Raw genomic sequence first — 24,075 nt, 5'->3', positions numbered from 1 at the left:
ACACTGCCGTCGAGTGAGGAGCCCCGTCCTAAACCAGCGCGAGCGGGCCGAGATCCCGGCCGGCACCCGCTTCGGTCGGTACACCATCATTCGGCGCCTGGCCATGGGGGGCATGGCCGAGGTGTACCTGGGGCGGGCCGAGGGCATCCGCGGATTTCGTCGTGCGGTGGCGCTCAAGCTGGTGCTGCCCCACCTCGCCGGCGACGAGCGATTCATCGCCCTGTTCGAGCACGAGGCCAAGATCGCCGCGCTGCTCGACCACCCCAACATCATCCAGATCTACGAGCTGGGTCGCGAGCGCGGCGACACGTACATCGCCATGGAGTACGTCCACGGCCACACCCTGCGCACCGTGCTGGGCCGCGCCCACGGACCGCTGCCGCTGTCCGCGGCCCTCACCATCGTGATGGCGATCTGCCGCGCCCTGCACCACGCCCACACCGCGCTCGGGCCCGATGGCTGCCGCATGGGCATCGTGCACCGCGACGTCTCGCCCTCGAACGTCATGATCCGACCCGACGGCCAGGTGAAGGTGGTCGACTTCGGCATCGCCAAGGCCATGGCCCAGACCTCGATGACCGCCACCGGCACCGTCAAGGGCAAGGCGGGCTACATGTCGCCCGAGCAGTGCCGGGGCAGCAAGCTCGACCATCGCTCCGACATCTTCAACCTCGGCATCCTGCTGTACGAGACCACGACCGGCCGTCGTGCCTTTGGCGGCACCAACGTGTTCGAGGTCATGAGCCGGATCAACGATGGCCGCTACATGCCACCCTCGGAGGTCGTGCCGGGGTACCCGGCCGCGCTCGAGGGCGTCATCGCCCAGGCCCTGTGCACCGACCCCACCGGGCGCCCCGCGTCCGCGCTGGAGCTCCATCAGCGCATCGAGGAGGTGGCGCGAGCATGCTCGATCCACCTCTCCGAGCTCGAGCTCGCGGCCTGGATGGAAGCCCACGTACCTGCCCCGGCGCCGCTCGACCTCGACGTCGAGCCCGTCACCGAGGAGAGCACGCGCGTGCGACGATGGGGCTGGGCCAGCCGCGTGGGCCTCGTCGGCGTCCTCTCGGTGATCGCCGGCGCCTATGGGCTCTCGGCCCTCGCCACGCACGACGACGAGCCTGCATCCGATCCACTGCCCGATCCATTGCCCACGGCCAACGACGCCACCCCCCAGTCGTCGCCAACGCCCGTGGTGCAGGCGGGCGCTCCCGAGCCCGCCGGCCCCACGGAGCGCGTCGACGCCCCCGAGACCGTCGAGCGCGATGCCAGCACCGAGCCGGCCAAGGCCTCGTCCGCCGCCGATGCGGCCAGCTCCGCGGCGCCAGCCGCTGCGCGCTCCAAGGGCAGCAAGCGAAAGTCTCGCCGCGGCGCCTCCAAGCCGCCGGCCGATGCCAAGCGCGAGCCGCTGTTCCCGTGGATGGAGGGGGGCTAGAGCCGGATGGGTTTGCTGCTGATCTCGATCCTCGCGACGGTCGTGAGCACGCCCGCGCCCGAGAGCTTCGAGCAGATCATCACCCGCGCGCAGCAGCTATGGGACGCGGGGGACAACGCCGCCGTGGCCGAGCTGTTCGAGCGGGCCCATCGCGACGACCCACGGCCCGAGTACCTGTTCGGTCATGCGCGGGCCGAGGTGGCCATGGGGCACTGCGAGCGGGCCCATGCGCTGCTCGACGCGCTCGAGGCCAGCCAGCCCCCGGCCGCCATCCTCGACGCCTCCCGCTCGGTCCGGGAACAGTGCGTCGTGGAGCCGACCGAGCCCGTTGGACCCGCCGAGCCCGCCGAGCCCGCCGAGCCTCCCGCCACGTCGACGGCGCTGGAGCCCGACGCCTCCAAGCCCCGCGCACGGCACTGGACGCGAGACCCCGTGGGATGGTCCCTGGCCGGCAGTGGCCTCGTGGTGGGGGCGGTGGGCTCCGGTTTGTGGATCGGAGCCGCCCACGAGCTCGCCCATCCGCCCCCCACCATCGACGAAGACGCCTTCTCGGCCCATGCACGGCGCTGGCAGGGGGTGGGCCGAGCCGGAGTCGCCGCGACCTCCGTGGGCATCACCCTCGCGCTCGTCGGCGTCATCCGCCTCGCAGTGGTCGCTCGCCGCGGTCGCTAGGCAGGCGAACCGCGAGCACGAACCCGCGGGCCTCAGGTCTGCGCGCGCTGCCCCGCACCGCGCAGCACCACCAACCCCGCCACCGCCGCGACCACCGAGGCGCTCAAGATCCCCAGCTTGGCCGCCGCGAGCTCGGCCGGGCTGCCGAACGCGAGCCCTCCGATGAACAGCGCCATGGTGAAGCCGATCCCGCCCAGCAGGCCGATGCCGAGCACGTGCCGCCACGCGACGCCCTGAGGCAGGCGGCAGATCCCCAGCCTGACGGCCACCCACGAGAACGCCACGATGCCCACGGGCTTGCCGACCACCAGGCCCACCGCCACGCCGAGCGCGATGCCCTCCCCGAGCGCCCCCAGGCCGATCCCCGAGAAGCTCACGCCCGCATTGGCGAGCGCGAAGACCGGCAGGATCACGAACGTCACCAGCCCCACGATCGCATGCTCGAGCCGCTGCAGCGGCGCCGTGGCCGAGTCGTGGATCACCACCAGGTCGTGCAACGCGTCCTCCTGCGCGTGCGTGTTGAGGCCCGAGGTCGTGGGGGGTCCCACCCGGCGCAGGCGCTTCACGGCTCGCTCGAGCCGCCCCATCAGCAGCTCGCCGTCGATGCGCGTGCGCGCCGGGATCGTGAACGCCATCAGCAGGGCCGCGATCGTGGCGTGCACCCCCGACTGCAAGAATGCCAGCCACACGAGCAGCCCCACCACGAGGTAGGCCTGCCAGCTGCGCACGCCCAGGATGTTCATCAGGACCGAGACGCCAAAGCCCAAGAGCCCCAGCAGCAGCAGGTTGGTGGCGATTTGATCGGTGTAGAAGATCGCGATCACCAGCACCGCACCGATGTCGTCGACGATCGCCAGCGCCGTCAGCAGCACCTTGAGGCCCGAGGGCACGCGGTCGCCCACGATCGCCAGCACCCCCAGCGCGAAGGCGATGTCGGTGGCCATGGGGATGCCCCAGCCGTCGCGCAGCGGGGGCTCGGGGTTGATGGCGAAGTAGAGCAGCGCGGGCACCAGCATCCCGCCCAGCGCCGCCACGGCCGGCAGCGCGGCCTGGCCCGGGGTCGACAGCTCGCCCACGAGGATCTCCCGCTTGATCTCCAGGCCCACCAGGAAGAAGAAGATCCCCATCAGCCCGTCGTTGATGACGTGATGCAGGGACTTCTCGAGCGTCAGCGATCCCAGCGAGATGCTCGTGGGCAGGTGCAGCAGGTGCTCGTAGGCCTCGGCCCACGCCGAGTTGGCCCACGCGATCGCGATCGCGGTGGCCAGCAGCAGCAGGCCCGCCCCCGCGAGCTTGTGCGCCGCGAACACGCGCATCGGCGCCAGTACGCGATCGATCGGCATCACGACCGACCGCTCGGCGGGCGGGAGGTCGTCGGCAGAGCTCTGGTCGTGCGTCGAGGCCATGGCCGCCCGAGCCTACCCCACCCCGCCCCGTTGGCCACCAAACGCCGTCGAGGGTCGCCCCGCCGGCGTCTTGGGCGCCGATCGCCTAGAACACCACCACGCTGCGGATCGACTCGCCGTGGTGCATCAGCTCGAACGCCTCGTTGATCTTCTCGAGCGGCATGGTGTGGGTGATGAGCGGATCGATGTCGATCTTCCCGTCCATGTACCAGTCGACGATCTTGGGCACGTCGGTGCGGCCCTTGGCACCACCGAAGGCGGTGCCCTTCCACACCCGGCCCGTCACCAGCTGGAACGGGCGCGTCGCGATCTCCTCGCCGGCTCCGGCCACCCCGATGATCACCGAGGTGCCCCAGCCCTTGTGACAGCACTCGAGCGCCTGGCGCATCACCTTCACGTTGCCCACGCACTCGAACGAGTAGTCGGCGCCGCCCTTGGTGAGCTCGACCAGGTAGGGCACCAGGTCGCCCTCCACCTCGGTCGGGTTCACGAAGTGGGTCATGCCGAACTTCTCGCCCAGCGCCTTGCGGGCGGGGTTGATGTCGACCCCCACGATCATGTTGGCACCCGACATGCGCGCGCCCTGGATCACGTTGAGCCCGATGCCGCCGAGCCCGAACACCACCACGTTGTCACCCGGCGCCACCTTGGCCGTGTTGATCACCGCGCCGATGCCCGTGGTGACCCCGCAGCCGATGTAGCAGACCTTGTCGAACGGCGCGTCCTGCCGGATCTTGGCCACCGCGATCTCGGGCACCACCGTGTACTGGGCGAAGGTCGAGGTGCCCATGTAGTGGAACAGCGTCTTGCCGCCCTCGGCCGAGAACCGCGAGGAGCCGTCGGGCATCAGCCCATTGCCCTGGGTGGAGCGGATCGCCTGGCACAGGTTGGTCTTGCCCGAGGTGCAGTAGTCGCACTGGCGACACTCCGGCACGTAGAGCGGGATCACGTGGTCGCCCTTCTTCAGCGAGGTCACGCCGGGTCCCACGTCCACGACCACGCCAGCACCCTCGTGTCCGAGCACGCTGGGAAACAGCCCCTCGGGGTCGGCACCCGACAGCGTGTAAGCGTCGGTGTGGCACACCCCGGTCGCCTTGATCTCGATGAGCACCTCGCCAGCGCGGGGTCCGTCGAGGTCGACCTCCTCGATCGTGAGCGGTTGTCCTGCGGCATGAGCAACGGCGGCCTTGACCTTCATCGTGCGTCCTTCTCCCCGCGCCGCGAATCGAAAGGAGTGCCTCGGGAACGGCCCCGAGCGCGGCGCGGAGCCGACGATAGCGCCGAAGCGGGCCCCTGGAGAAGCGGGCCGCCAAATCGTGCGCACCCGGGTGATCTCGCTTTCCTGGGCCTACGATCGCACCCGACGACGGCCCCAGGGCCCGGGTGTACGCTTCATCGGGTGAGCGACCCCGATCGCGAGCTGCTGGAGCGCTGGCAGGGCGGTGACCGCGAGGCCGGCAACGCGCTGGTGCGCCGCCGCATCGGCGAGATCACCTGGTTCTTCCGCAACAAGGTCTGCAACGAGACCGACGTGGCCGACCTGGTGAGCCAGACCTTCCTCGGGTGCCTTCAGGCCGCCGAGGGCTTTCGCGGCGAGACCAGCGTGCGGCGCTTCCTGTTTCGCGTGGCCAACAACGTGCTCTACACGTACATCCGCAAGAAGAGCAAGCGCCAGCGCGAGCAGCTCGACTTCGCCACCGTGTGCGTGCACGAGCTCGACCCGCGCTCGGCCTCCTCGATCGTCATGCGTCGCCGCGAGGCGCAGGCATTCGTGCAGTCGCTGCGCCGGATCCCCGTGGGCGACCAGGTGGTGCTCGAGCTGATGTACTTCGACGGCCTCAGCGGCCGCGAGATCGGCGAGGTGCTCGGCATCCCCGAGGGCACCGTGCGCGGGCGTCTCCAGCGAGGGCTCCAGCGCCTGCGCGAGCAGGTCCAGCGCGAGCTGCTCGCCTACGTCGGGGCTCGCGGCGGCGAGGCTCCCGAGGTCTCGGTCGAGGACCTCGAGCGCTGGGCCCGGGAGGTCAGGGAGCTACGGAAGAGCGAGCTGGACGGCGATTGATACGAAGTGCATGTTAAAAGCGTCAATAGCCGACGTCAAGTATCATGCCGCAGAACCCGCCAACGAAGACCGAAGCGCTGCTCCGGCTCGCCCAGCTGGGGCCGATACGCGCGCGCGACCTCGATCGAGCGGGTATCCCACGTGCCTATCTCGGACGCCTCTGTGAACGTGGCGTGCTCGAGCAGGTCGACCGCGGACTCTATCGACTCGTCGACGCACCCGTCACCGAGCTCCACTCACTCGCCCAGGTGGCCAAGCGTGTGCCTCACGCCATCATCTGTCTGCTGAGCGCACTGCAGGTCCACGGGCTGACCACCGAGGCACCGCACGCGGTGTGGATACTCATCGACGGGCACGCGCGTACGCCGAAGATCGAGTACCCAAGGCTCGAGGTCGTTCGTGCCAGCGGTGCCGCGCGCGAGCATGGCATCGAGACACGAACGATCGAGGGTGTGGAGCTGCGGCTCACGACTCCGGCCAAGACCGTCGCCGACTGCTTTCGATACCGACGCCACGTCGGTCTCGACGTCGCGATCGCAGCCCTTCGGGCCTACCTTCGCCAGCGGCGAAGCGGGCTCGACGCTCTGATGGATGCGGCCCGTGCCGACCGCATCCAGACGGTCATGCGTCCGTACGTCGAGGCGCTTGCATGACGAAACAGCCGCCCAGGGATCGTGGCGCGTCGGTACGTGGTCGTCTGCTTCGGCTGGCGCGCGCGCACGGCGAGGACTTTCAGCGTCTGCTCACGCGCTATGCCAATGAGCGCCTCCTCTTCCGACTCGGAGCATCGCCGCATGGGCGCTCCTTCGTGCTCAAGGGCGCTGCTCTGTTCACGTTCTGGACCGGCAAGCCCCACCGAGCCACGCGAGACGTGGATCTTCTTGGCCTCGGCGATTGCAGTGAGGCGCACATTCGCGAGGTCTTCACGCAGGTCTTGGCGCCCACCGTCGAGGACGGTGTCGTGTTCGATCCGAATTCCATGGAAGTCGGACCCATTCGCGAGGACCAAGTATACGGTGGTGTCCGGGTCGAGGTCATCGCCCACGTCACGTCCGCGAAGCTGCGGCTACAGGTCGATGTGGGCTTCGGGGATGCGATCACGCCGAAGGCGGTGCTGGTCGAACTTCCGTCGCTACTCGATTTCCCTGCGCCTCGGCTGCGAGTGTACCCGCGCGAGACGGTCGTCGCAGAGAAGCTCGAAGCCATGGTGCAGCTCGGAATGGCCAACAGCCGAATGAAGGACTTCTACGACCTCGCCTTGATCGCGAGGATGTTCGACTTCGACGGACGAGTGCTGTCGCGCGCCATTCGAACAACATTCGAGCGACGACGAACGCCACTGCCCCGGGGACTTCCACTTGCACTCACGACGGCGTTTGCCGATGACGCAGGCAAGAACGTTCAGTGGACCGGCTTCGTTCGCAAGTCGGGTGCGGTCGATGCTGGCAGCTTGTCAGACACGATCACCACGATCGCCGCATTCGTCGAGATGCCGCTTCGGATGGCCGCCCAGGCTTCGGCGTTTCCCGCGACTCGATGGCAAGCGGGCGGTCCGTGGCGATCGAATCCGGAGTAGTGGTCGTGGAGACAATCGGACGTACGATACGAAACGTTTAAACATCGCTCATAATCACCGGCGTTTCGTATCACCCGTCCCATCGAGCATGCGCGGCCTCCTGAAGAGCCGCGGAGTCCCCGCACTTGCGGGGTCCTTCTCCGTCGTTCATTGGTTGGTTATACAATCAACTTATGGGCCGCCCCTCCAACGCCTCCGAGCGCCGCCTGCAGATCGTCGAGGCCACCCTCCGGGTGATGGCGCGCACCGGCTTCGACGGCGCCTCCGTCCAGGCCATCGCCAAGGAGGCCGGGCTCGCCGCGGGCCTGCTGCACCACCACTTCGGCAACAAGGCGGAGATCCTCCACGCGCTGCTCGACCACCTCGAGGTGCTGGTTACCTCCCGATACGAGCGCCAGTCGGCCCGCCGCCGCGGGGCGTGGGGGCGGCTCGAGGCCTGGATCGACGCCCACCTCGCCCAGGGCGACGATGCCGAGCCCGACGCGGTGGCCGCCTGGGTGTGGATCGGCGCCCAGGCCCTCAAGGACGACGACGTGCGCGAGCGCTACCGGGCGGTGGTCGAGCGCCGCCTGCAGCAGCTCACCGCGCTGCTGCACGAGGTCGCCCGCGAGCACGACGTGCGCGTCGATGCCCAGGGCCTGGCCGTGCTCACCCTGGCCACGATCGAGGGCTACTACCAGCTCGCGGCCAGCACCAAGGTCGTCCCCCCGGGCAGCGCCGCCCCCGAGCTGCGCCGCTCGTTGCGGCGCACGCTGACCGGGAGGCGTGGATGATGAGCCCGATCCAAATAGCCTCGCCCGTGTCGCTCACCACTCCGCGCAAGCTCGGCCTGCTCACCGCGCTCTACCTCTCGCAGGGCCTGCCGTTCGGGTTCTTCACCCAGGCCCTGCCCGCGGTGATGCGCCAGCAAGGCGTGTCGCTGGCGGTGATCGGAAGCAGCACCCTGCTCGCCCTGCCATGGGCGCTCAAGGCCCTGTGGGCGCCCATGGTCGATCGCCATGGCTCGCGACGGGCGTGGATCGTGCCGCTGCAGCTGACCAGCGTGGTAGTGCTGCTCTCGCTCGCCCTCGCCGATCCCTCGCACTCGCTGTCCTGGCTGATGCTCGGCGTGCTGCTCACCAACCTGGTGGCCGCCACCCAGGACATCGCCACCGACGGCCTCGCCGTCGATCTGTTGGCTCGGCACGAGCGCGGCCTGGGCAACGGAGTACAGGTGGCCGGCTATCGCGTGGGGATGATCGTGGGCGGCGGCGCCTTGCTCGTCGCATTCGAGCACTGGGGCTGGGCGTGGACCTTCACCTGCGCCGCCGGGATCCTGCTGCTCGCGACCATCCCCGTGTGGCGATTTTGCGAGCCACCGCGCCCGCGCCCCACGACCTCCGAGCCCAGCGTGCTCGACTCACTGCGCCGCTTCGCGGCCGACCCCGCGCGACGACGATGGCTCGCGGTGCTGGTCGTCTACAAGGCCGGCGACTATCTCGGCACCAGCATGCTGCGCCCGTTCTACGTCGACCGCGGCCTGGGCCTGGCCGACCTGGGGCTCCTGCTCGGCACGGTGGGCTTTTGCGCGGGCCTGTGCGGCGCGCTGCTCGGCGGCGCCTTGGTGGAGCGCCTGGGGCGAAGGCGTGCGCTGCTCGGGTTCGGCACCCTGCAGGCGCTCTCGGTCGCCAGCTACGCGCTCAGCGTGGATCCCAGCGCAGGGCCCATGCAGCTCTACGGCCCCGTCGTGTTCGAACACCTCGCCAGCGGCCTGGCCACCGCCGCCCTGTTCACCCTGATGATGGACCGCTGCCGCCCCGAGCACGCGGCCACCGACTACACCCTGCAGGCCTCGCTCGTGGTGCTCGCCTCGCTGGGCTCCGCCGCGCTCGGTGGGTTCACCGCGCACTGGCTCGGCTACGGTCCCAACTTCGTGCTCGGCGGCGTGGTCAGCCTGCTCGCGGTGGGGCTGGCGTGGAGCCCGGGTCTCCTTCGCGAGCCAGCCGTGACCTGAGCACCCCTGCGTAGGCCGATCCCCGCCGCCGCGATCGCCTGCGCCCGAGTCTTCAGGGCTCGGTCTTGCCGCCCGCGATCATCGCCGCGTAGACGCCCGAGCGCGGGGTTCCGGTCGCGACCTTGGCCGCGGCCTTGGCCTTCTCCTCGTCGATGAGCCGCTGAAAGCTCTCGCGCGGCTGCGCACCCGACAAGAAGCGCCCGTTGATGAAGAACGCCGGAGTGCCGCGCGCGCCGAGATCGTTGGCCTGCCGCTGGTGGCGATCGACCCGGTCGGCGATCGCGGTGCTCGCGAGATCGCGCTCGAACTGCTTGACGTTCAGGCCCAGCTCGCGCGCCCACGCCACGAAGTTCGACTCGGTCAGCGAGCGCTGGTTCTCGAACAGCTTGTCGTGCATCTCCCAGAACTTGCCCTGCTCCCCCGCCGCCTCGGCCGCGATCGCAGCCGCCCGCGCGTCCTTGTGGAAGCCCAGCGGGTTGTGCTTGAACGCGTAGCGTAGGTCGTCGCCGTTGGACTTGCGCAGCTCGGCAATCGTGGGAGACACCCGCGAGCAGAACGGGCACTGGAAGTCGGAGAACGTGACGATGGTGACCAGCGCGTCGGCGGGTCCGATCGTCTGCGCGTCGCCGAGCTCCACGCGATAGGTCGACGCGGGATCGGGCCGGCCCGCCATGCTGGGCGTGGTCGGCTTGGGAGGCGGCGCCTTGCCGAGTTCCTCGAGCTCCGCCTTCGCCCCTGCGAGCTGCCCCTCGAGCCCGGCGAGCTGCCCTTGCAGCTCCGCGACCTCGCGCTCGAGCGTCTCGAGCCGGCGCGTCTGGTCGTCGTTGGCCGCGCCGAGCTTGCTCTCGACCGCGCTCACCTGGCTCGACGCCACCTCGCTCATCATCGAGCGCAGCTCCTCGTCGCTGCGCTGGTCGCAGGCCGGCATGAAGGCCAGCACCAGGGCCAGCCCGAGGGTGGAGCGCAACGGGGCGGAGCGAAGCGGGGGCACCATCGGGCGCATCATAGCCTCATCGCCGGTCGAACGCGGCGGCATGGCCCTGGGCGATGGCCTGGTGCAGCCGAGCCCGCGTCATGCCGGGAATCTCGGCCACGCGCGCGTGCTCCCGTGGCGCGTCCACGTGCGACATCGAGGTGTTGTCGGTCGCGATGCAGACCCGCACTCCCCGGGCCATCCACGAGGCGATCGGGTGCGCGGTGATGCTCGGGATCACCCCGGTGTGCAGGTTGGAGGTCACGCAGGCCTCGAGGGTCACCCCGCGCTCGATCACCAGCGCGGTCACGGCCGGGTCCTCGAGCAGGGTCGTGCCGTGACCGATCCGCTGCGCCAGCAGCAGCTCGATCGCCACGCGGAGCTCCGCCGGAGGCCGCCCTTCCCCTGCGTGAACGGTACGGCCCAGCCCGAGGTCGCGCGCACGACGAAACGCCGGCACGTAGGCCTCCATGCCGAAGCGATGACCCGGCGCGGGGCCACCCGCCAGATCGAGCCCCACCACGCCGCGGCGGGGCCGGGCGAGCGCGACCAGCTGCTCGACCAGCTCCGGCGGGTCACCGTAGAGACCGCACAGGATGATCCCGGCTCGCCCCGCACAGCCCGCCACCGCGGCGTCGAGGATCGAGTCCATCGAGGCACCGGCCGCCTGGTGGAGCTGGGGGGCGAAGCGCAGCTCCAGCGTGCTCACCCCCGAGGCCCGGGCGTCCTCGCAGATCTCGCACGCCACCCGCTCCACCGCCGCCGGCGTCTGCAGCACGCGCAGGGTGAGCCCGAAGCAATCGAGCGCGGCTTGCAAGCCCATGCCGGGATGGAAGCCGAAGTCCTCGGGGATCGTGAGTCCGAGCGGCGCTGCGAGCTCGGCGAAGGTGCTCGGGCGCAGCGAGCCATCGAGGTGGCGGTGCAGGTCGGCCAGCGGGGGCAGCAGCGGGGCGTTCATCGGACGAGCTCGGTGCGATCGTGCCACACCGCGCCCGAGACGTAGTGCACCCGCAGCTCCACCACCGCCTTGCGCGGGAGCACCACGTCGACCTCGACCGGCTCGAAGCCGCCAGACGGCTCGCCGTCCTCGCAGCCCACCTCGCGCTCGGCCACGATCGCGTTGCTCGCGATCACCCGCACCTGCGCCGCCGGCTGCCCGCCCACCGCACCACCGCAATCCCAGCGCAGCCAGAACCTCGCCACGTAGCGCCCCCTGGGCAGCCCGAGGTCGGGGCCATGCGTCAGCACGAACGGACTCTCGCGCGGCCCATCGGGCACCCGTGCACGGACGCGACCGCCCGAGGCCGTCGGATCGGACCGGAGCGTGTCATCGCGCTGGCTCGGCATGTGCTCGGCCTCGAAGGTCAGCGGGCCGGCGTCGAGCAACGCATCGAGCGTTGCGGAGGTCCACGCAGCACGGCGCGGATCCCCGCCCAAGAACGCCATCACCCCCGGCGCGCGCACGATCTCGCTGCCATCCTCGGGATGCAGCTCCAGGGGCCACAGCGCACTCGTCACATACGCCTGCGGGGCCTCGTCGCCCTCACCCCGCCACGGCGGCCGCCTCACCACCCGGGCCGCAGGGCCATAGTAGGTCACCAGCGGGTACTCGCCGCCGAGCCTGGTGTCGGCGTCCACGTCGACCCTCGTCACCCCGCGGGCCGCCAGCGTCCGCATGAGCTGCTCGTGGCCACCGGGCGGAAGCCACAGCGTGGGATCGTGCAGGGTACCCACCACGAACGCCACCGCCGCCGCCCCCATCAGCGCCACGCGCCCCGCTCCGGCGAGCGCCGGGCGTCGCATCACCCCCAGCGCCGCCACGCCCACGAGCACCGCCACGTCGAGCTGCGACACCACCGACCCCAACATCCCCACCGCACCCACCCCCAGGGCGAGCACACCGCCGGCCGTCCGCGCCATCCCCAGTCGATCCCCGCGGGTCTCCACCACCCCCGCCACCAGGAACCCGAGCCCCGCCGTCAGCGGCACCACCACGTCGAGCGCATACCAGGGTACCAGCGACTGCGACAGATTGTCGTAGACCACCACCGCCGTCACCAGCAGCCCCGCCAGCAACGGCGCGCCATCGTCACGTCGGTCATCCGCGGGGCGCATCAACAGCAGCAACACCAGCCCCGCCACCCCCAGCACCCAGGGGAACGGCTCGCACGCCTCGCTCACCGTGCGCGCCAGCTCGTTGAGCGAGCGCGCCCCGTGTCCCGACTCGAACCCGGCGACGCGCCGCACCACGCCCGTGCGCACGTAGAGGTCGATCGCCGCGTCGCCAAAGCGGCTCGTCATCCACCAAAGCCATGCCACGCCCACGACCACCGCGGGTCCCAGCGCGAGGGCGAGCCGCGGAAGCGCCCGCCGCCCCTCGCGACGATGCAGCTCGAGCCCCACGATCGGCACCACCGCCAGCCCCACCACCACCTGCTTGGTCGCCATCGCCAGCGCCAGCGCCACGCCGGCCCCCACCGCCCACAGCAGGCCCGAGCCGCCCCGACGCACCAGCGCCTCGTGGTAGGCCCACAGCCCCAGCACGATCCACAGCATCAGCATCGGCTCGACGCACGCCACTCGGCCCCAGCGCATGCACGCCGCCACCCCCAGCAGGCACCCGGCCCAGCCCACCGCCATCGCCAGGCCCCCGATCCGGCGCCCCCAACAAAAGGCCACCGCGCACAGCCCCAGCATCGACAGGGCAAACGGCAGTCGCAGCGCCAACATCGAGACCCCCAGCGCGCGAAACGACAGCGCCACGCAGGCGATGGACAGCGGCGGCTTGGTGAATCCCGGGTAGAGCCCTCCCTCCCGATCCACCGCATGCATGAACTGGCCGTGCTCCAGGGCGTTGCGCCCGAGCTGGCCGTAGAGGCCTTCGTCGTAGACCCGCATGGTCCCGCCCTCCAGCCCCCACAGCAGCACCACCGCCCCGGCCGCGAGCACCACCAGCAGCCACGCCCAGCTTCGGCGGTCCCAGCCTTCGACGGAGGAGCCCGGCGCGTGCATGGGGCGCCTGCTCTCCATCACCTTCGCCGCAAGAGCGGCGCCGGATCGACCGGCTTGTCCCCGTGGCGCAGCTCCAGGTACACGCTCGAGCCCAGCCCGTCGTCGAGGACCTTGGGGGCCGCCGACGCGATCATCTCACCCGCCGTCACCGGATCACCCTCGGCCACCGTGGCCTTCCACAGCCGCCCCAGCATCACCAGTCGGCCATCGCCGAGATCGATCACCACCACCTGCTCGAAGCCCGGCAGCTCGGCCACCATCACCACCTGGCCGTCCGCGGGCGCGCGTACGTCCTCGTCGCGGCGCGCGGCCAGCTCCACGCCGTTGCGCAGCATGGGCAGGCGCAGGATCGGATCGGAGTAGTGACCGAACCGCCCCACCACCCGACCACGGACCGGCCGAACCAGCCCCTCGCCCCCCGTGTGCTGCAGCCGCTCGAGCTCGTCCCGACTCGCGCGCAGCTCGGCCAGGCGCGTCTTCTGAGCCGCCCGCGCGCGGGCCCGTGGTGACGCCTTCGACAGCAGCGCATCGCGCTCGCCGTGGGCTCGGGCCAACGCCGCCCCCGTGGCCCCCTGCGCCGCGCCGATGAGCTCGCCCTGCACGTCGTGCACCGTCGCGAGCACCGACAGCGCCTGGAGCTGGCGCTCGGCATCGAGCAGCTCGTTGCGTGCGCGCAGCTCGGCGCGCTGGTAGGCCGACAGCTCGCGCAGATCGTGCCGCACCAGCCATCGCAGATCGCGTCCACGCGCCAGCCGATCGGCTCGATCCCGATCGCCATCTCCCTCGTCGAGCACGATCCGGGCAATGCCCCCTCGGGCCGCCTTCGCCATCGCGCGGGCACGCTGCCGCACCACCCGCTCGCGCTCCGCTCGTCCGGCCCGATAGGCATCGAGCCTGCGCATGCTCTCGCGCCCCGCGTGGTCGAGCATGGCCGCCCCGTACTTCGCGCCATCCTGCTCGTGCTCCAGGGTCGCCACCGCTCGCTCGAGATCCACCGCTTGCCGGGTCAGGCCCAGCTCCGCGTCGATCGCCCGTTCGAGTCGGCTGGCCGCTTCCTTCCAGCCCACGCGCGCGTGCACGGGCACCGCCACCGACAGCGCCATGCCGAGCCCGGCCAGCGCCCAGCCCAGCCGACGCCTCCGTCCCTCCCGTCGAGGGCTCCGCGGTGCACCGAGCATTCGTGCGAGCCGTGCCATTTCGTCCTAGACCTCCGCGTAGCGACCGACCGCCGCCCGAGCGCCCAACAGGCCCAGCCCAGCGCCCAGCGCCACGCCGATCGCCAGCTCCTGCGGCGAGAAGAAGCGCAAGGCACCCCCCGCAAACAGCAGCGACAGCCCACGCTCGAGGAACGGCGCCGCCGCATCGAAGCCCACCCAAAGGATGCCCAGGGCCAGCCCAGCGCCCAGCGCTCCCTGCACCATTCCTTCGAACACGAACGGCCCGTGCACGAAGCGATCGGTGCCCCCCACCAGCCGCAGGATCTGCAGCTCGGCCCGCCGCGCGTAGACCCCCAGCCGGATCGTGCTCCACACGATCGCCATGCAGGCCAGGCTCACCAGCAGCCCCGCGCCCAGCGCCAGGTCCTCCAGCGTGCGCAGCAGATCGTGCGCGCGGCCGGCCCAGGCTCCCGCCACCGCCACTTCCTCCACCATCGGCTGCTCGGCCAGCCCCTCCGCCAGCACGTGCCCGAAGTCGGGGTCGATGCCCGGGGCCAGCTCGATCTCCAGCGATGGTGGCAGCACCGCGGGATCGAGCCCCTCCACCAAGGCACCGTCCTCGCCCAGGCCCTCGGCCAAGCGCTCCAGCGCCTGCTCCGACGACACCCGCTCCACGCGGGTCACCTCGGGCAACGCCCCGATGCGCTCCACCATCAGATCCACCGCCGCAGGCTCGGCGTGGTCCACCAGGTACACCGTCACCGGCACGTCCAGCCCCCACGCATGCACGATGCCCTGCGCGTTGCTCCACACCAGCATCACCACGCCCAGCAGCAGCATGCACACCGCCATCGTGCTCACCGCCAACAGCTGCACCACTGGTGCCTGGGCCATGCCCCGCAGCCCGCGGCTCACCACGTAGCCCAACGAGAACAACGGTCGGAACCGGCTCATCAAGCTGTGGCTCATCGTGCTCCGGTCCATCACGCCACCGCCCCCGCCGGTTCGGGCCATGCGGCGGGCAGGATCGCCGGGATCCCGTCCTCGTCCTCGCACCGACCGTAGGCCCGCGTCGCCTGATGCAGCGACACCAGGCGCCCGTGCTCGAGGTGGATCTGCTGGGTGAGCGCCGGATGATCCAGCACCAACGGGTCGTGCGTCGCCAGCAGCACCGTGGTGCCTCGCTCGCGCACCCGCGCCAGCAGATCCAGGATCTCTCGGGTCAGGCGGGGGTCGAGGTTGCCGGTGGGCTCGTCGGCCAGCAGGATCGCCGGCTCGCCCGCCAGCGCCCGGGCAATTGCCACCCGCTGCTGCTCGCCGCCCGACAGGCACCGCGCGGGGCGATGCGCATCGGGATCCAGCTCCACCTGGCTCAGGGCCGAAGCCGCCCGCCGCCTCACCTCGCCCGGCGGCATGCCCAGCACCTGCAGGGCCAGCGCCACGTTCTCCAGCGGCGAGGCATCGGACAGCAGCTTGAAGTCCTGGAACACGGCCCCCACGTTGCGGCGCAGATACGGGATGCTGCTTCGGCGCAGCCGATGGATGTCGCGCCCTGCCACGCGGATCGTGCCCTCGTCGGGCCGCTCCATCGCCAGCACCAGCTTGAGCAGCGTGCTCTTGCCGGCCCCCGAGGGGCCCATCAGCACCGCAAACGCGCCTTCCTCTACCGCCACGCTCACCTCGCGCAGCGCGGCCCGGCGCTCGTCCTTCCTGGCGGCCCGTCGCTGCGCGTCGCCTGGCGGCGCCGCAGGGCCGCGCCCGTAGGTCATGGTGACGTCGCTCAGCTCGATGATGGCCATGGCTGCTCCGACCACCTTCCAAGCACGCCTGGGCCCCAGGAGTCCAAAAATTGGCCAGCGCAAGATCCGCTGCGCGTTCGCGACGTTCTCGTTCCGAGCGGACACGTCGACAAGTCGTGTCGGGAACGATTGACATCATGTCATCCGCAGACCGCGCTACACCCTCCATCCGCCGCCGCAACCCCTTGGATCGCTTCGATCACGGCTCGGTACGACAACGGGCACGATGCTTGCGAAGTTGGCGGACGACCATGGCCGATGTCGCCCCGCCCACTCGAGCCCGCCGGATGCCCCCGGCTCCTCGTGTGCGGTCGATGGCTCCGGCACCGGCACCGACCAGTCCGTCCGTACCGAACCGCCCGGCGTCCGAGCGCGAGGCGGCATCGAACCCAGCGATGCCGCCTTGCCTCGGGCGCCCGGCCGACCTCCCCCCGCGCGTGGGCCCCTACCGGGTCCACGGGCGTCTCGGCGCGGGCGGGGTGGGCGTCGTCTACGAGGCCGAGGACGAGGCGCTCGGGCGTCGCGTTGCGGTGAAGGTGCTGGCCGACCGCTCACCCGCCAGCCAGGCCCGCTTCCGCCGCGAGGCCCGGGCCATGGGTCGGCTCAATCACCCCAACGTGGTCAGCGTGTACGACGTGGGCGAGGCCGAGGGCCAGGGCTACATCGCGATGGAGCTGGTCCGCGGCCGCACGTTGACCGAGTGGCTGCGTGACGCCCCCGCCTGGTCCGAGGTCCTCGCGGTGCTCCGCCAGGCCGGGCAGGGGCTCGTCGCCGCCCACGAGGCCGGTCTTGCCCACCGCGACTTCAAGCCCGACAACGTGCTGGTCGGCGATGACGGCCGCGTTCGCGTGCTCGACTTCGGCCTGGCCAAGCACCACGCCGAGCTCCAAAGTGGCCGGTTCGACCGCGCCGCCCTCGCCCGCGAGCTGGCCGACGGCCGCATCACCCAGACCGGCTCGCTGATGGGCACGCCCGCCTACATGGCCCCGGAGCAGTTCCGCGGCCAGGGCGACGTCCGCTCGGATCAGTTCGGCTTCTGCGTCGTGGTCTACGAGGCGCTCTACGGCCGGCTCCCGTTTGCCGGTGACACCGCCGAAGAGCTCTTCGAGGCCACCTCGCGCGGGCGCCTGCGCCCATGGCCGCCCTCCACCGGTGGCTTCGACGTGCCCATGGGCGTGCGGGCCGTGCTGCGACGCGGGCTCTCGGCCGACACCGACGACCGCTTCGCCTCGATGAGCGCGCTGCTGCAAGCGCTCGACGACGTCGTGGCCCGCGGCGACGCCGAGCCCAAGCGACGCCATCGCACCAAGGGCACGCGAAGCTGGCGCTGGCGGATCGTCGGCGTGGGCGCGGGGATCCTACTGGCGGCGCTCAGCTCGGCACTGCAGCCCCCGCGCCCCAGCGAGAGCCGAGCCGAGCCGGTGCAGGCCTCCGCGACCACACCCCTGAGCGAGCGGCCCGTCGAACCCGAGACAGTGCAGCACGAGGCAAAGCGCGGCACCGTGCACGCCCGCGCTGCCCACGTGCCTGCCTCATACCTGCGCGCCCGCACCCGCCGCCCGGCCCAGAGCTGAGCCATGGGCCACAGTGGGTGCTCCTTGCGTTGCCTTGAGCTTCACGTTGGGCTGCGAGAGGATCGCGTCACCGAGGCGCGAGGCAGCCCACATTCGTGACACCAGAGCAACAACGGGAGGAACTCAGCAAGGCGTACGTCGCCGCCATTGCCGCCCGTTGTGGCTTCAAGCTCGGCGTTTGGAGCCAGGACGACGACTGCCTCGACGTCACCATCGGGTCTGCGGGCGTCCTGGGAGGCGGGATCTTGGCTGGGCCGAAGCTCGACCTCCAGCTGAAGTCGTCGAGCGATCAGCGCCACGTGCACGATGACTACATCTCCTGGTCCTTGTCCAGGAGCCACTACGACAAGCTGCGAAGCGACGCCTGCTCACCTCGAATCCTGGTCGTGCTCATGCTGCCCAAGGAAGAGCTCGAGTGGGTTCGCCACTCACCCGAGTCCCTGGTGTTGCGTCGATGTGCATACTGGGACAGCTTGCATGGCCGCGGTCCCATCGAAGACACCAGGGACAGCACCACCGTCCGCATCCCCAAGCAAAAGGTCCTCTCCCCCACGGCGCTCCACTCGCTCATGGTGAAGGTGAGCCGCAAGGAACCCCTATGAAGCCGGATTGGGCCAGCGACGCAGCACGGCTGCCGCCATCGGCTCTACGCCGCTATCTCGTTGCCGCGGGCTGGGTCGACGACGACGAGAACGAATCGGCAACGTACTGGAGCTACTCGCGAGCCACCCCGCAGGGGCAGGTATCGGTCGAGGTTCCCAAGCGCCAGGACTTCGTGGACTACGACCGGCGAGTCGCAGAGCTCATCGAGATCCTGACCCTGGTGGAGAAGCGCTCCGCTCGCGCCATCATCTTCGAGCTGGGCCAGCCGGGTGCGGACGTGCTCTCTTTTCGCTACCACGGCGCAGAGACCGAGGACGGTACGATCTCGGTCGACGACGGCATCCGCATTCGTGAGGAGCGCAGGCGATTGCTGCTGTCCACGGCACACTCCGTGATCGAGCCGCTGCCGCACCATCCCCGACTCTCTCGCTCGGAACCCGCGGCGTTCATCGCCTCGTGCCGCGAAGCACCTTCGCGCATCGGAAGCTATCTCTCGCCCGTACTCGTTCCCGTTTCCCCCGAGGTAGGGGATGCCGAGGTCGAGGATCCGTTCTCGCGCAGGGTGACCACGATGCTGGCCAACGCGCTGCACATTGCTGCCGAGGCACTGAGCGCGGGGGACGACAAGCACCTGCTGAGAGGCGCCGAGAAGGGCTTGAGTTCGAACTTCCTGGCTGCTCTGTCGGGGCTTCGCCCTCCAGGTCGCGGTACGCTGGTGATAGGCTTCTCCTGGGCCGCTCGACGAAGACCGCCGTCCCTGCCGTTTCGCTCGGTGACGTTCGACCATCGAGTCTTCGAGCCACTCGGCGAGATCGCCCGCGTCCTGCGAGAGTCTTCGCCTTCCCCGGGCACGGTGGTCGAGGGCTACGTTGCCAGCTTCGATCGAGAGGCCACGGATCCGACCCAGCCTGGTGACGTCGTTCTCATCGCTACGATCGAGGACCGTCCGGGCACCCCGAAGGTGCACATGAAGCTGTCGCAGGAGGCCTATGCCCAGGCGATGCTTGCTCATCGAGAAGCCCGGCGCGTGCGCGTAATGGGCACTTTGATCAAGGAGGGGCGTCGCTACGTTCTGCGCGATCCTGGGGGGTTTGGAGTGATCTCCGAGTCCGAAGACTAATTTCGCGCCACTCAACTCGAGCCGCGAGCCCCGGCCAGTCATGCGCCAATACGCGAAGGGGGCACGGCGACCATTCGCCGTGCCCCCTCGCGAGTTGCCGATTCTCTTAACTCTCGTCCTAGCGCTCCACCGCCGCGGTGCAAGCGATTAGCTGCACCCGCTGGTGCTTCCGCAGGTCTCGCACTTGAGGCATGAGCCATTGCGGACCATTGTGAAACTCTGGCAGTTGGGGCACGCATCCCCTGTATACCCCTGCGCGCGCGCCTTGGACACCTCCGCGCTGAGGCTGGCCGCCGCCTTGAGCTTGGCCGCGCGACGCCTTTCCTTCCGGCCGTTGCCCTCCGCGGGCGCTGGCTCCGCCACCGCTTGAACCTGAGCGTCTCCCTGAGTGCGATCCTCGAACTCGATCGTGCGCTTGCGCTCGGCATCGGCCAGGAGCGCCGCCGCCGGCGGAGCGACCGTGAGCTTGAGAGGACCCGGAGTGACCACCCGTTGCTCCACGACCTCCTCGGTCTCGCGCACCTCGACCACGCGCTCGTCCACGACCTCCTCGTCGCGATAGTCGACCCCGCGCTCCATGTCGTCGTCATCGCCCGTGGTGTCGGGCGCCAGATCGTCGGGTGGCACGTGGGCCAGGTCGTGACGGCCGAGGTAGCTGATGGCCAGCTCGCGGAAGATGTAGTCGATGATGCTCGTCGACATCTTGATGTGCGGGTGACCCTGCACGGGGCCGTTGGGCTCGAAGCGGGTGAACGTGAACGCATCCACGAACTCCTCGAGCGGCACCCCGTACTGCATGCCCAGGCTGATCGCGATGGCGAAGCAGTTCATCAGGCTGCGGAAGGCGGCGCCCTCCTTGTGCATGTCGATGAAGATCTCGCCCAGCGAACCATCGGCGTACTCCCCGGTGTGGATGTAGACCTTGTGGCCGCCGATGGTCGCCTTCTGCGTGTAGCCACCGCGACGATCGGGCATCTTGCGGCGCTTGGCGAGGTAGCGATAGACCATCTTCTCGCTGATCTTCTCGACCACCTTGGGACGGCTGGTGGTCAGCGCCACCAGCGGGAGCTGCCCGTCGGGCTCGTCGCCCACCGTGAGCTCGTCGTCGTCGTCCTCCTCGTCCTCCATGTCGTCCTCGAGCTCGCCGAGCAGGGCGGCCGACAGGGGCTGGCTGAGCTTGGAGCCGTCGCGGTAGAGCGCAATGGCCTTGAGCGCGAGCTTCCACGAGGCCATGTAGACCTCCTCGACGTCGCCCACCGAGGCCTCGGCCGGCATGTTGATCGTCTTGGAGATCGCGCCCGAGAGGAACGGCTGGGCCGCGGCCATCATGTGCACGTGGGCCATGGGCGCGATGAAGCGCTTGCCGTAGCGACCGCACTTGTTGGCGCAGTCGAACACCGGCAGGTGCTCCGCCCGCAGGTGCGGCGCTCCCTCGAGGGTCATGGTGCCGCACACGTAGTCGTTGGCCAGGCGCACGTCCTCGGCGGAGAAGCCCAGCGCCGACAGCATGTCGAAGGTGGGGTCGGAGAGCTGCTCGAGGGAAAAGCCCAGCGCCTTGGTGCAGAACTCGTCGCCCAGGGTCCAGCGGTTGAACACGAACCCGATCTCGAACGCCTGCGGCAGCTCCTGCTCGATCTTGGCGATCTGGAGCTCGGTGAAGCCCCTGGCCTTGAGCTGCGCGTGCGAGATGCGGGGGCTGCCCACCAGGCTCCCCGCGCCCCGGCAGAAGCGCACGATGTCGTCGATCTCCACGGGGCCGTAGCCGAGGTGGGCCAGCGCGCGCGGGACCGACTGGTTGATGATCTTGAAGTACCCGCCGCCGGCGAGCTTCTTGAACTTGACCAGCGCGAAGTCGGGCTCGATGCCGGTCGTGTCGCAATCCATCAACAGGCCGATGGTGCCGGTGGGCGCGATCACGGTGACCTGCGCGTTGCGGTAGCCGTGGGCCTGGCCGCCCTGCAGCGCGTCGTCCCACGACTTGCGCGCGGCCGTGAGCAGGTACTCGGGGCAGACGCTGGCATCGATGGCCATGGGCGCGATCGCCAGGCCCTCGTACTCGCGCTTGGGCGCATCGTGGGCCGCGCGTCGATGGTTGCGAATGACCCGCAGCATGGAGTCGGCGTTGCGCTCGTAGCCGGGGAAGGCGCCCAGCTCCTTGGCCAGCTCGGCCGAGGTCGCGTAGCACTCGCCCGTCATCACCGCGGTGACCGCCCCACAGATCGCCACCGCCTTGGGCGAGTCGTAGGGCAGGCCCGAGACCATGAAGTAGGTGCCCAGGTTGGCGTAGCCCAGGCCCAGGGTGCGGTAGCGGTAGCTGAGCTCGGCGATGATCCGGCTGGGGAACTGGGCCATCAGCACCGAGATCTCGAGCGCGATCGTCCACAGCCGACAGGCGTGGCGGATGGCCTCGATGTCCAGGGCGCCGTCCTCGGCCACGAAGCGCATGAGGTTCAGCGACGCCAGGTTGCAGGCCGTGTCGTCGAGGAACATGTACTCCGAGCACGGATTGCTGGCGTTGATCCGCCCCGAGGCCGGGCACGTGTGCCACTCGTTGATGGTGGTGTCGAACTGCAGGCCGGGGTCGGCGCAGCTCCACGCCCCCATCGCGATCTTGTCCCACAGCTCACGCGCGCGCAGGGTCTTGGCCGGCTGGCCGTCGATGCGGCGCGTCAGCTTCCACTGGCCGTCGGTCTCGACCGCCTCGAGGAACGCGTTGGACAGGCGCACCGAGTTGTTCGAGTTCTGGCCCGAGACGGTGCCGTAGGCCTCGGAGTCCCAGCCGGTGTCGTACTCCTCGAACTCGATCTGGGTCACGCCCTGCTCACCGAGCTGGAGCGCACGCTGGATGTAGTTCTCGGGCACGTGGGCCCGGCGAGCGGCGCGGATGGCCTTGCGCAGCTCCCGGTTCCTCTGGGCGTCGAACCGCCGGTCCTCGGGGAGCTCGGTGGCACCGTGGGCCGCGTCGAGCACCTCGTTCAGGTGCTGATTGCACGCCTTGGAGCCCGCCACCAGCGCCGCCACCTTCTGCTCCTCGACCACCTTCCAGTCGATGAACTTCTCGATGTCGGGGTGATCGATGTCGACCACGACCATCTTGGCCGCGCGTCGGGTGGTGCCGCCGCTCTTGATCGCGCCGGCCGCCCGGTCACCGATGCGGAGGAAGCTCATCAGGCCGCTGCTGCGGCCGCCGCCGGACAGCGGCTCGCCCTCGGCGCGCAGGCTCGAGAAGTTGGTGCCGGTGCCCGAGCCGTACTTGAACAGCCGCGCCTCGCGAACCCACAGATCCATGATCCCGCCGTCGGAGACCAGGTCGTCGCCGACCGACTGGATGAAGCAGGCGTGGGGCTGCGGGCGCGTGTAGGCGTCGGTGGAGCGACGCACGTGGCCGGTCTGGGGCTCGCAGTAGAAGTGGCCCTGCGCCGGACCGGTGATGCCGTAGGCCCAGTTCAGCCCCGTGTTGAACCACTGCGGGCTGTTGGGCGCCGCCATCTGGGTGGCGAGCATGTGCAGCATCTCGTCGTGGAACGCCCGCGCCGAGGTCTCGTCGGTGAAGTAGCCGTGACGCCAGCCCCAGTAGGTCCAGCAGCCGGCCAGGCGTCCGAACACCTCGCGGCTGTCCTGCTCGCCGCACGTGCGCTCGTCGGGGGGAAGATCGGTCAGCTCCTCCTCGTCGGCCTCGCTGCGCCACAGCCACTGCGGCACGTCGGGCTCGGGCACCCGGCGCAGGCGGGTGGGGATTCCGGCCTTCCGGAAGTACTTCTGCGCCAGGATGTCCACCGCCACCTGCGACCAGCCCTTGGGCACCGCGATGTCCTTGGCCTCGAACACCACCGAGCCGTCGGGGTTGGCGATGCGAGAGCTGCGATCCTCGAATTCGATGCCTTCGAAGGGTTGGGCGCGATCGGAGGTGAACAGGCGGGTGACCTTCATGGGGGAGCACTCCGGAAGAGGCGAGCGAGCGGATGGCCCGGGGGTGAGGGCCGGAGGAAGAGGAGGAGGGAATCGGTCGGGGGTTGAGTCGGCGACCGCAGCGACTTCGAATCACGAGGGGGCCCCTTGGGGGCATGCTGGGCGTGGGTGACGCTCCAAAGTCGGTTGCGGAGGGGGTGCCTCGTTGGGAAGCGAAGACACCCGTTGCCTAGCCGGCCAGAGGAAGGGGGCACCTCTGGTCGAGCGAGACCTTCGTGATCGTCCTGATTCGCAGGACCCGAGTTGGAGGACCCGAATCCTTGGGACGAGACCGAGCGGGGTGAGTTGCTCGGCCCTGGTCGGCACCGGTGCCGCGGGTCTCCCCGGAACACCGCCACCCCCAACCCTTTGGGGCGGGGGACCTATAAACCACAAGATATGGTGGCCACGCAAGAAGCTGGCGCGACCCGAGGCCACGATTTCATCCACTATTTCGGCCAGTGGGCCGCCCTCGCGAATCCCCAAGTGATCCACAGGGTTGTCCCCAACCCGGAGCCATCCCCGAAGCTGCGGTGGCTCCGCAATCCAGGTCGATGCGGCGGCCGATCGCCGTCCCGGGGGAGGGGGTGGAACGCGCAGTCGCGAAGCCGCGGGATCGTCCACGGCGCTCCACCGCCTGCGACCCGACCAACCATCCCCCGGTCATCCCCAGGACGACCGATCAAGCGGGTTCACCGCGCCGCTTCGCCCCCAGGTGGTTGGAGGAAGGAGATCTCCTCCGCCCCCTCCT

The 24,075-nt window shown here is 70.0% G+C and carries 19 protein-coding genes; 10 read left to right on the top strand and 9 right to left on the bottom strand.

Features of this window, described 5'->3' with window-relative positions; genetic code table 11:
- Positions 1-13 precede the first annotated feature (13 nt).
- Both OEB96_RS13585 and OEB96_RS13580 read left to right on the top strand, forming a co-directional pair.
- The gene (locus tag OEB96_RS13585) at positions 14-1,432 is read left to right on the top strand and encodes a serine/threonine protein kinase (RefSeq protein ID WP_266216048.1); all 1,419 of its coding nucleotides are present in this window, start codon (positions 14-16) and stop codon (positions 1,430-1,432) included.
- A gap of 6 nt (positions 1,433-1,438) precedes the next feature.
- Complete coding sequence (locus OEB96_RS13580; RefSeq protein ID WP_266216047.1) at positions 1,439-2,104, top strand: tetratricopeptide repeat protein; 666 nt, start codon at positions 1,439-1,441, stop codon at positions 2,102-2,104.
- A gap of 32 nt (positions 2,105-2,136) precedes the next feature.
- Here OEB96_RS13580 and nhaA read toward each other — a convergent pair whose 3' ends face one another.
- Together nhaA and OEB96_RS13570 are read right to left on the bottom strand one after the other, a co-directional pair.
- The gene (nhaA, locus tag OEB96_RS13575; protein ID WP_266216045.1) at positions 2,137-3,510 is read right to left on the bottom strand and encodes a Na+/H+ antiporter NhaA; all 1,374 of its coding nucleotides are present in this window, start codon (positions 3,508-3,510) and stop codon (positions 2,137-2,139) included.
- A gap of 85 nt (positions 3,511-3,595) precedes the next feature.
- Positions 3,596-4,708 carry an S-(hydroxymethyl)glutathione dehydrogenase/class III alcohol dehydrogenase gene (locus OEB96_RS13570; RefSeq protein WP_266216044.1) on the bottom strand — a complete coding sequence of 371 codons (1,113 nt, stop codon included), beginning with the start codon at positions 4,706-4,708 and terminating at the stop codon, positions 3,596-3,598.
- Positions 4,709-4,909: 201 nt separating this feature from the next.
- Here OEB96_RS13570 and OEB96_RS13565 point away from each other — a divergent pair, with 201 nt between their 5' ends.
- From OEB96_RS13565 to OEB96_RS13545, 5 genes are all read left to right on the top strand, one after another.
- Positions 4,910-5,569, top strand: coding sequence for an RNA polymerase sigma factor (locus OEB96_RS13565; RefSeq protein ID WP_266216042.1), 660 nt, complete (start codon positions 4,910-4,912; stop codon positions 5,567-5,569).
- Between the two features lie 44 nt (positions 5,570-5,613).
- The gene (locus OEB96_RS13560; RefSeq protein ID WP_266216041.1) at positions 5,614-6,222 is read left to right on the top strand and encodes a type IV toxin-antitoxin system AbiEi family antitoxin domain-containing protein; all 609 of its coding nucleotides are present in this window, start codon (positions 5,614-5,616) and stop codon (positions 6,220-6,222) included.
- Positions 6,219-7,145, top strand: coding sequence for a nucleotidyl transferase AbiEii/AbiGii toxin family protein (locus OEB96_RS13555; protein WP_266216040.1), 927 nt, complete (start codon positions 6,219-6,221; stop codon positions 7,143-7,145). Before OEB96_RS13560 ends, OEB96_RS13555 begins: the two co-directional genes overlap by 4 nt.
- A gap of 173 nt (positions 7,146-7,318) precedes the next feature.
- Positions 7,319-7,918: a TetR family transcriptional regulator gene (locus tag OEB96_RS13550; protein ID WP_266216039.1), complete on the top strand. Its 600-nt coding sequence runs from the start codon at positions 7,319-7,321 to the stop codon at positions 7,916-7,918.
- Positions 7,919-7,944: 26 nt separating this feature from the next.
- Positions 7,945-9,138 (top strand): MFS transporter, encoded by a 1,194-nt coding sequence (locus OEB96_RS13545; RefSeq protein ID WP_266216038.1) that lies wholly within the window; start codon positions 7,945-7,947, stop codon positions 9,136-9,138.
- A gap of 52 nt (positions 9,139-9,190) precedes the next feature.
- Here OEB96_RS13545 and OEB96_RS13540 read toward each other — a convergent pair whose 3' ends face one another.
- Genes OEB96_RS13540 through OEB96_RS13515 form a run of 6 tightly spaced genes read right to left on the bottom strand, consistent with a single transcriptional unit; the run spans position 9,191 to position 16,079 of the window.
- Positions 9,191-10,132, bottom strand: coding sequence for a DsbA family protein (locus OEB96_RS13540; protein ID WP_266216037.1), 942 nt, complete (start codon positions 10,130-10,132; stop codon positions 9,191-9,193).
- A 16-nt stretch (positions 10,133-10,148) separates the two neighbouring features.
- The gene (locus OEB96_RS13535) at positions 10,149-11,069 is read right to left on the bottom strand and encodes an adenosine deaminase family protein (RefSeq protein WP_266216036.1); all 921 of its coding nucleotides are present in this window, start codon (positions 11,067-11,069) and stop codon (positions 10,149-10,151) included.
- Positions 11,066-13,123 carry an ArnT family glycosyltransferase gene (locus OEB96_RS13530; protein ID WP_266216035.1) on the bottom strand — a complete coding sequence of 686 codons (2,058 nt, stop codon included), beginning with the start codon at positions 13,121-13,123 and terminating at the stop codon, positions 11,066-11,068. Before OEB96_RS13530 ends, OEB96_RS13535 begins: the two co-directional genes overlap by 4 nt.
- 17 nt (positions 13,124-13,140) lie before the next feature.
- Complete coding sequence (locus OEB96_RS13525; protein ID WP_266216034.1) at positions 13,141-14,319, bottom strand: murein hydrolase activator EnvC family protein; 1,179 nt, start codon at positions 14,317-14,319, stop codon at positions 13,141-13,143.
- A gap of 6 nt (positions 14,320-14,325) precedes the next feature.
- Positions 14,326-15,234, bottom strand: a complete 909-nt coding sequence (locus tag OEB96_RS13520; RefSeq protein ID WP_266216032.1) for a cell division protein FtsX — start codon at positions 15,232-15,234, stop codon at positions 14,326-14,328.
- A gap of 29 nt (positions 15,235-15,263) precedes the next feature.
- A complete protein-coding gene (locus OEB96_RS13515; RefSeq protein WP_266216031.1) occupies positions 15,264-16,079 on the bottom strand; it encodes a cell division ATP-binding protein FtsE in 816 nt (271 codons plus the stop codon).
- 395 nt (positions 16,080-16,474) lie between these two features.
- On the opposite strand from OEB96_RS13515, the gene OEB96_RS13510 reads away from it, so the two are divergent.
- The 3 genes from OEB96_RS13510 to OEB96_RS13500 all read left to right on the top strand — a co-directional run bounded on the left by OEB96_RS13510 (position 16,475) and on the right by OEB96_RS13500 (position 19,376).
- A complete protein-coding gene (locus OEB96_RS13510; RefSeq protein ID WP_266216030.1) occupies positions 16,475-17,653 on the top strand; it encodes a serine/threonine-protein kinase in 1,179 nt (392 codons plus the stop codon).
- A gap of 95 nt (positions 17,654-17,748) precedes the next feature.
- Entirely contained in the window at positions 17,749-18,255 is a 507-nt protein-coding gene (locus tag OEB96_RS13505) for a DUF4365 domain-containing protein (RefSeq protein ID WP_266216029.1), read from the top strand.
- A complete protein-coding gene (locus OEB96_RS13500) occupies positions 18,252-19,376 on the top strand; it encodes a hypothetical protein (protein WP_266216027.1) in 1,125 nt (374 codons plus the stop codon). The genes OEB96_RS13505 and OEB96_RS13500 overlap by 4 nt, the downstream gene beginning before the upstream one ends.
- 147 nt (positions 19,377-19,523) lie before the next feature.
- Here OEB96_RS13500 and OEB96_RS13495 read toward each other — a convergent pair whose 3' ends face one another.
- Complete coding sequence (locus OEB96_RS13495) at positions 19,524-23,306, bottom strand: vitamin B12-dependent ribonucleotide reductase (protein ID WP_266216026.1); 3,783 nt, start codon at positions 23,304-23,306, stop codon at positions 19,524-19,526.
- Positions 23,307-24,075: the final 769 nt, after the last annotated feature.

The organism is Paraliomyxa miuraensis (assembly GCF_026337845.1).
Lineage (GTDB): Bacteria > Myxococcota_A > Polyangia > Nannocystales > Nannocystaceae > Paraliomyxa > Paraliomyxa miuraensis.
Note: the sequence above shows the minus strand (reverse complement) of the source record. Positions and strands in the feature narration are given on the sequence as shown.

Coding starts and splice junctions, on each gene's coding strand:
- OEB96_RS13580 (WP_266216047.1), top strand. CDS start 1,439: ATGGGTTTGCTGCTGATCTCGATCCTCGCGACGGTCGTGAGCACGCCC.
- nhaA (WP_266216045.1), bottom strand. CDS start 3,510: ATGGCCTCGACGCACGACCAGAGCTCTGCCGACGACCTCCCGCCCGCC.
- OEB96_RS13570 (WP_266216044.1), bottom strand. CDS start 4,708: ATGAAGGTCAAGGCCGCCGTTGCTCATGCCGCAGGACAACCGCTCACG.
- OEB96_RS13560 (WP_266216041.1), top strand. CDS start 5,614: ATGCCGCAGAACCCGCCAACGAAGACCGAAGCGCTGCTCCGGCTCGCC.
- OEB96_RS13555 (WP_266216040.1), top strand. CDS start 6,219: ATGACGAAACAGCCGCCCAGGGATCGTGGCGCGTCGGTACGTGGTCGT.
- OEB96_RS13550 (WP_266216039.1), top strand. CDS start 7,319: ATGGGCCGCCCCTCCAACGCCTCCGAGCGCCGCCTGCAGATCGTCGAG.
- OEB96_RS13540 (WP_266216037.1), bottom strand. CDS start 10,132: ATGGTGCCCCCGCTTCGCTCCGCCCCGTTGCGCTCCACCCTCGGGCTG.
- OEB96_RS13535 (WP_266216036.1), bottom strand. CDS start 11,069: ATGAACGCCCCGCTGCTGCCCCCGCTGGCCGACCTGCACCGCCACCTC.
- OEB96_RS13530 (WP_266216035.1), bottom strand. CDS start 13,123: ATGCACGCGCCGGGCTCCTCCGTCGAAGGCTGGGACCGCCGAAGCTGG.
- OEB96_RS13525 (WP_266216034.1), bottom strand. CDS start 14,319: ATGGCACGGCTCGCACGAATGCTCGGTGCACCGCGGAGCCCTCGACGG.
- OEB96_RS13520 (WP_266216032.1), bottom strand. CDS start 15,234: ATGAGCCGGTTCCGACCGTTGTTCTCGTTGGGCTACGTGGTGAGCCGC.
- OEB96_RS13515 (WP_266216031.1), bottom strand. CDS start 16,079: ATGGCCATCATCGAGCTGAGCGACGTCACCATGACCTACGGGCGCGGC.
- OEB96_RS13510 (WP_266216030.1), top strand. CDS start 16,475: ATGCCGCCTTGCCTCGGGCGCCCGGCCGACCTCCCCCCGCGCGTGGGC.
- OEB96_RS13500 (WP_266216027.1), top strand. CDS start 18,252: ATGAAGCCGGATTGGGCCAGCGACGCAGCACGGCTGCCGCCATCGGCT.
- OEB96_RS13495 (WP_266216026.1), bottom strand. CDS start 23,306: ATGAAGGTCACCCGCCTGTTCACCTCCGATCGCGCCCAACCCTTCGAA.